Raw genomic sequence first — 6,450 nt, 5'->3', positions numbered from 1 at the left:
TTTTTAATTTTATCTATATTGGATTGATCAATACTTAAAAGAGCTCACTGAGCATCGAACGGTCGTACTACCGGTTGCATGTTACGAAACAACGATTAATCAAAATATAAATGAATATATACCGCTTCATTGGCATGATGAAATTCAGTTTGTTCTGATTGTAAAAGGGGAAGCCTGTGGAGTGAAGTGCTTTTTATTAAGCAAACTAGGGGATGTTAAATACATTAAATAAATTTTATTTTAGGGGGGAATGACATGGAAGTTTTTGCAGAATATTTAGCGCAAATTGATAACCCGGAACATCGGGACCGAGTGGAAGAGGTTTTGGCTTGGGTAAACAATGAATTTCCAAACATAATGCCGAAAATTGGGTGGAATCAGCCTATGTTCACCGATCATGGCACATACATTATTGGTTTTAGCGTAGCCAAACATCATATGGCTGTTGCCCCTGAAATCGCAGGGATTAATCATTTTTCTGCTGATATTGTGCAGGCTGGCTATGATCATACCAAGCAGTTGGTACGCATTCGGTGGGAAAGTCCGCTTGATTTCTCATTGCTTGAGAAAATGATCGAGTTTAATATTTTGGATAAGGCAGACTGTTCAACCTTTTGGCGGAAATAAAGTCGTCAAGATATGAGCGTGTTGCTTGAATTTCATCATATTAAAAGTGAGGTGCTGAATGAAACAGCGCTTCACTTTTTTTATGGAAATTTGATGTTGTTTGGTATTAAAAACCGATTGATGATTGTATAATATAACAGAATATGTAAGCGTTTACTGAGCATAGTGATTTCATAAGAACCCCCCATATGTTATGTGTCTTAATCATATCCGCTATGCTAGAACGATAATTCTTCTTAGATCTGATGATCTAGATGCCTCCATATGCTAATGCACTTCCATGTTACCTACCGACTACACCCTAACGATTAGATAACTACCAACCCTCAAGCCTGTCCTTTCACCCTTTTACATCGTTAATGAAACACCAAGACATACCCCATAGATTTGCAAGCTTGGTGAAGGGGGGATGAATCTTTTCGGAAAATAGAGCACGGGAAAGTGCAGCAAACCATTTAAGGAGGTAGCTTTATATGTTCAAAAAAATGTTTGCGGTTTTTTGTGCATTAATTATCACCTTCATGACCGTATCTTTCGGCCCCCCGCAAAAGGTGAAGGCCGAAGCTAATTCAGTCGTAGCCCAAAATGGCCAACTGCGAGTTTCTGGGAACCAATTAGTGAATCAGGCGGGAGAAGCGATCCAATTAAAGGGGATGAGTTCCCATGGGTTGCAATGGTTTGGCCAGTACGTGAATTATGATAGCATGAAATGGATGAGAGACAATTGGGGAATAACTTTATTTCGGCCAGCTATGTATACGCAAGATGGCGGCTATATCAATGATCCTTCGCAAAAAAACAAGGTGAAAGAAGCTGTACAGGCTGCGATTGATCTGGGAATCTATGTGATTATCGATTGGCATGTGCTGGGTGAAAAGGATCCGAATATTTATAAAGAACAGGCAAAAGGTTTTTTTGCAGAAATGGCCAATTTGTATAAGGATTATCCGAATGTGATCTATGAAATCGCCAATGAGCCTAATGGGTATGCTACGTGGAACGGCCACATTAAGCCATATGCAGAGGAAATGATTCCGGTCATCCGTTCCATTGATACGAATGGGATCATTATCGTAGGAACCGGAACATGGAGCCAGGATGTACATGATGCCGCCAACAACCCTATCGCCCAAAGCAACATTATGTATACAACACATTTCTATGCCGGGACTCACGGTTCATTGCTGAGAGATCGTATTGATTATGCAAGGAGCAAAGGTGTAGCTGTATTCATCACCGAGTGGGGAACGAGTGACGCTTCCGGAGACGGCGGTCCTTTCCTTGCCGAATCTAAAGTATGGACGGATTTTATGAAAGACAGAAAACTGAGTTGGACCAACTGGTCGTTATGTGATAAAACGGAAGCCTCCGCTGCATTGACGCCTGGCGCAAGCCCTTATGGTGGATGGTCTGACGCGCAGTTAACGGCATCCGGTAAATTTGTCAGAGAGCAGATAAAGTCAGCAACGTCGCCTCCAAGTGATGGTATCGTTTCTGGTAAAATCTACAAAATGGTTAACGTAGGCAGCGGTAAAGCATTGGACGCAGCTGCTGCAGGCACTGCAAACGGCACAAATGTACAGATCTGGGACGATAACGGAACGGGTGCTCAGCAGTGGATAATCACAGATGTTGGCGGAGGCTTGTATAAGGTTATTAACGTCAATAGTAATACAGGTTTGGATGTAGCAGAGATGGGGACTGCCAATGGATCGAATGTGCAATTATGGAGTTATGGCGGCGGTTCCAATCAGAAGTGGAGCATTGTTAAAGTTGGAAGTGCTTATAAATTGCTTGCCAGCAACAGTGGGAAAGCTCTGGATGTCGCTGCTGCTGGTACTGAAAATGGAACCAACGTTCAAATTTGGGATGACAATGGCTCAAACGCACAAAAGTGGAATCTGTATCAACTAAACTAGCGGGGAGGTTTGAAGAAGACTCCCGGATTGAATTTATCTCTGCTCAATGTTAATCTAACTAATAGAGATGCATACAAAGGAGCGTTAACCTGATCATGTGGATTACTCTGTAAAGATTAACAATGCGAAAGGATGCCTGTAATAGTGATTACACTATTTTATTCGGCATGCTTTTCTTTAATCTTACAGGGTATGCAGGGAAAGGTGTAATGTAAACCCATTCTGCGGATACCTTAGGGTATCCGCTTTTAATGTTGTGGGAAACCGCATCTCTATCGCTCCTAACCTACATATCCTCCTAATAATGATTGGAGGGATTTTATTATGAAACCGAAGTTAGTCTTGATTGAGGGATTACCAGGATTCGGAAAAACAACAACGGCTCAATTAGTTCATGAAATTCTTACGGAAATGAACCTTAAATCTCAGCTGTTTTTAGAAGGGGATTTGGAGCATCCAGCGGATTATGAGGGAGTCGCCTGTCTCGAGAAAAATGAATTCGATGAATTATTGAGTACCCATGGGAAGTTTCGGGAATTGTTGAATAATCGTGTGATTAAACAAGGGAACCATTATTTCCTGGAATATCGAAAAATCGCAAATGAATATGGGCCGGATTTTCCAGATGAGTTATTGCAGGCAGTTGCCAAAAGTGATGTTTATGAATTGTCGCTAGCTCAAAACAGGAAACTGATAACAGAGCGTTGGAAGGGATTTTCGGCGAGTGTTTTAAATGGCTCAGAAACCTTTATTTTTGATTGTTGTTTTATACAAAACCCTGTAACCATTGGGATGATTAAATATGGTGCACAGAAGGAAGACGTTATAAGTTATGTTCTGGAACTGGCAGCGATTGTGGAGCGGCTGAATCCATTGCTGCTTTACGTAGAGCAGAATGATCTTGATCATTCTTTCAGAAAGGCCGTTAAGGAAAGACCTAAAGAATGGTCGGAGGGATTTATTGAATATTATACTAACCAAGGGTATGGAAAAAAGCAGGGTTATACAGGGTTAGAAGGAACCTTGGAGGTACTGAAGGCAAGAAAAGAATTGGAAGAAGAGATATTTAACGGCATAAACATAGTCAAGAAAAAAGTGAATAACTCTTCTTATGACATGAATGAGTATAAGCAAGTTTTGGTGGGGATTTTATCAGAATATTTTAGTTCAGCAAATTAAGTACAAATGACAAGCTGAGTTGATTTCAGGCATTCACTGCTGACTTCACTCGGCTTTTTTTTGCTTAAGTTTTATATATTGACGTGATATATATCAGTCTGGTATATTGCTAAGTGTAATATATAGATATTTTTAAATAAGGAGGAGCTATTCTTGAACAGTCAGGATGTTATTTTAGGCTTGCTCATGAAAGAAGCGTTGACTGGCTACGAAATAAAGCAGTTATTGGAGAATGTGTTGTCTAATTTCTATAGCTCTAGTTATGGCACGATTTATCCTACGCTTGCCCGAATGGAGAAGGAAGAATTAATAACCAAGGAAATTGTGCCCCAGAAAGGTAAGCCAAACAAGAATGTTTATAACATAACGGCTAAAGGGCGAGATTGTTTTAACGACTATTTACTAGCGCCACTAGAGGGAGACAGTAGTAAGAAATCCGATTTTATGATGAGGCTTTATTTTGGCCGATTTGTGGGGTATGACAAGGTGATTTTCTGGTTGAAGCAAGTACAAGAGGAATCACAAAAAAAGTTAGATCAGTTATTAGAGCAGTATTCACATTATAAAGATGAAATGCACCCGGCCCAGATCATCTGCATCCAGATTGGGATAGCAGAATATAAAGCTAAACTTGCAACCATTGCCGAGGGATTGTTAAGCATGGAGCAGTTAGTGGAAGAGAAGAGCAGCATTTAACGAATTCTGATACTTTTAGGAGGAATTTTAATGAAAACAATTTTTATCACGGGTGCTTCATCTGGCATTGGGAGAGCTACAGTAAAACATTTTGCTGAAAGAGGATGGAACGTAGTAGCCACGATGCGTGCACCTGAAAAAGAAACTGAATTCATTACATTGGACAATGTGTTGGTGTTGCGGTTAGATGTTGAGAAAACAGATACCATTCAATCTGCATTAGCTGAAGCTGTCCAGCGGTTTGGTAAAATTGACGTTCTCCTGAACAATGCCGGATATGGGTCAATGGGGCTTATAGAAGTAGCTACGGATGAGCAGATCCGCAGACAATTTGAAGTGAATGTGTTTGGTCTTATTAGTATGACTAAAGCCATGTTGCCACATTTTAGATCCAATCAGGAAGGGTTGCTAATCAATATCTCCTCAATGGGAGGGATCGTGACCTTTCCTACGATGTCTCTGTATCACTCCACTAAATTCGCGGTAGAAGGTTTTTCTGAATCCGTATCTTTTGAATTGGCATCACAAAACATTAAAGTAAAGTTGATTGAACCAGGAGCCATTAGCACGGACTTTGGCGGAAGATCGATGGAGTTCTTTTTTAATGATGGCTTAACGGATTATAAATCATTCACTACTGCCTTTCTGGGTAAATTAGGGGAAATGGAAAAAGCTCCAGACTATGCCTCGGCACCAGAACTTGTAGCTGACACTATTTATCAAGCAGCCACAGACGGTACAAGCAAATTCCGTTATGTAGTGGGAGAAGATGCGAAAATGCTCATAAGTATGAAGAAAAATACGGTTGAGGAAGAGTATCTAAGTAATATAGCTCAGCATTTTTCATAAAAAGAGGAAGACGGTTCCCCTAATAAAGGGAATTACATTCTCCTTGAAGAATAAAATGGTAGGAGTCCCGCGGGCGCGCAGCCAAAAGTGAATTGACAGCGCGACACACATAAGCCTATCGAATGGAGAATGACCATGAGAGAAGAGATGATGGATACAGGCTTACCCAGCGAACGAGGAGCACGCACGATGACGGCGATGGTCTATGATGCCTACGGATCGCCAGAAGTCTTACGTATTGAAGAGGTGGATATCCCTGCACCGCAAGACCATGAAGTGTTGATTGAGGTCCACGCTGCCTCTGTGAATTCCTGGGATTGGGATCTCCTCCGCGGCAAACCGTTCATGAACCGCCTTGGCGGGCTCCGTAAACCCCGTTACCGTATTCTTGGTGCAGATATCGCGGGACGGGTCATCGCCGTAGGCGCCAATGCCAAAAGATTCCGACCGGGGGACGAGGTTTTTGGGGACCTTTCCGGTTGCGGCTGGGGAGGATTTGCGGAGTATGTATGTGCCAGTGAGAAAGCCTTGTCACCAAAGCCGGCCGGCCTGAGCTTCGGGCAGGCAGCGGCTATTCCTCAGGCAGCCGTTCTAGCCTTACAGGGTATGCGCGACAAAGGAAAGCTGCGAAAGGGCCATCGGGTTCTGATCAATGGGGGCGGTGGCGGAGTTGGTACGTTTGCGGTTCAATATGCCAAATGGGTCGGAGCGGAAGTGACCTGCGTTGACAGCGCCGAGAAGCTGGATATGCTGCGTACCCTCGGGGCGGATCATGTATTGGATTATGCAAAAGATGACTTCACCACAAGCGGACAACGATACGATTTAATCCTCGATGTCGTCGGCAACCGTTCGGTTGTCGCGATGAAGCGCGCACTAACGTCAGGCGGCACGTATGTCATGGTCGGCGGTTCCTTTTCTTATATCCTCCTGGCTCTGTTGGTTGCACCGCTGTCTGCCTGGTTTGAAAAAAAGAAAATAGCACTTCTAGTCCATAAACCGAACCACGAGGATCAAATGGTTTGGAAGGAGCTTGTCGAAGCAGGCTACGTAGTGCCTGTTATTGATCGGCAATATCCGCTAAGCGGCGCGGCCCATGCCCTTCGTGATCTTGGAGAAGGCCGTGCGAAGGGGAAAATTATCGTGTGCATAAAAAGTCAGCTAAGCTAACAGTGCTCAT

Annotated in this window: 6 protein-coding genes and 1 pseudogene; all 7 read left to right on the top strand. The window is 42.9% G+C overall.

Features of this window, described 5'->3' with window-relative positions:
- Positions 1 to 22 precede the first annotated feature (22 nt).
- Positions 23 to 175, top strand: a pseudogene (locus ACQ76X_RS16675) (AraC family transcriptional regulator); the annotation flags it as partial.
- 80 nt (positions 176 to 255) lie between these two features.
- Complete coding sequence (locus tag ACQ76X_RS16670; RefSeq protein ID WP_438495079.1) at positions 256 to 627, top strand: iron chaperone; 372 nt, start codon at positions 256 to 258, stop codon at positions 625 to 627.
- Positions 628 to 1,148: 521 nt separating this feature from the next.
- Positions 1,149 to 2,546 carry a cellulase family glycosylhydrolase gene (locus tag ACQ76X_RS16665; protein ID WP_438495084.1) on the top strand — a complete coding sequence of 466 codons (1,398 nt, stop codon included), beginning with the start codon at positions 1,149 to 1,151 and terminating at the stop codon, positions 2,544 to 2,546.
- A 324-nt stretch (positions 2,547 to 2,870) separates the two neighbouring features.
- Entirely contained in the window at positions 2,871 to 3,725 is an 855-nt protein-coding gene (locus tag ACQ76X_RS16660; RefSeq protein WP_438495078.1) for a hypothetical protein, read from the top strand.
- Positions 3,726 to 3,878: 153 nt separating this feature from the next.
- Positions 3,879 to 4,421 (top strand): PadR family transcriptional regulator, encoded by a 543-nt coding sequence (locus ACQ76X_RS16655; RefSeq protein ID WP_438495077.1) that lies wholly within the window; start codon positions 3,879 to 3,881, stop codon positions 4,419 to 4,421.
- A gap of 30 nt (positions 4,422 to 4,451) precedes the next feature.
- The gene (locus ACQ76X_RS16650) at positions 4,452 to 5,270 is read left to right on the top strand and encodes an SDR family oxidoreductase (protein WP_438495076.1); all 819 of its coding nucleotides are present in this window, start codon (positions 4,452 to 4,454) and stop codon (positions 5,268 to 5,270) included.
- Between the two features lie 135 nt (positions 5,271 to 5,405).
- Entirely contained in the window at positions 5,406 to 6,440 is a 1,035-nt protein-coding gene (locus tag ACQ76X_RS16645; RefSeq protein ID WP_438495075.1) for an NAD(P)-dependent alcohol dehydrogenase, read from the top strand.
- Positions 6,441 to 6,450 lie beyond the last annotated feature (10 nt).

This window comes from Paenibacillus sp. IHBB 3054 (assembly GCF_051594305.1).
Classification (GTDB): domain Bacteria; phylum Bacillota; class Bacilli; order Paenibacillales; family Paenibacillaceae; genus Paenibacillus_AQ.
The sequence above is the reverse complement of the archived record's forward strand: the minus strand, read 5'-3'. Positions and strand labels throughout refer to the sequence as shown.

Excerpts from the sequence above, each read along its gene's own strand:
- ACQ76X_RS16670 (WP_438495079.1), top strand. The coding sequence starts at position 256 with ATGGAAGTTTTTGCAGAATATTTAGCGCAAATTGATAACCCGGAACAT.
- ACQ76X_RS16665 (WP_438495084.1), top strand. The coding sequence starts at position 1,149 with ATGACCGTATCTTTCGGCCCCCCGCAAAAGGTGAAGGCCGAAGCTAAT.
- ACQ76X_RS16660 (WP_438495078.1), top strand. The coding sequence starts at position 2,871 with ATGAAACCGAAGTTAGTCTTGATTGAGGGATTACCAGGATTCGGAAAA.
- ACQ76X_RS16650 (WP_438495076.1), top strand. The coding sequence starts at position 4,452 with ATGAAAACAATTTTTATCACGGGTGCTTCATCTGGCATTGGGAGAGCT.
- ACQ76X_RS16645 (WP_438495075.1), top strand. The coding sequence starts at position 5,406 with ATGAGAGAAGAGATGATGGATACAGGCTTACCCAGCGAACGAGGAGCA.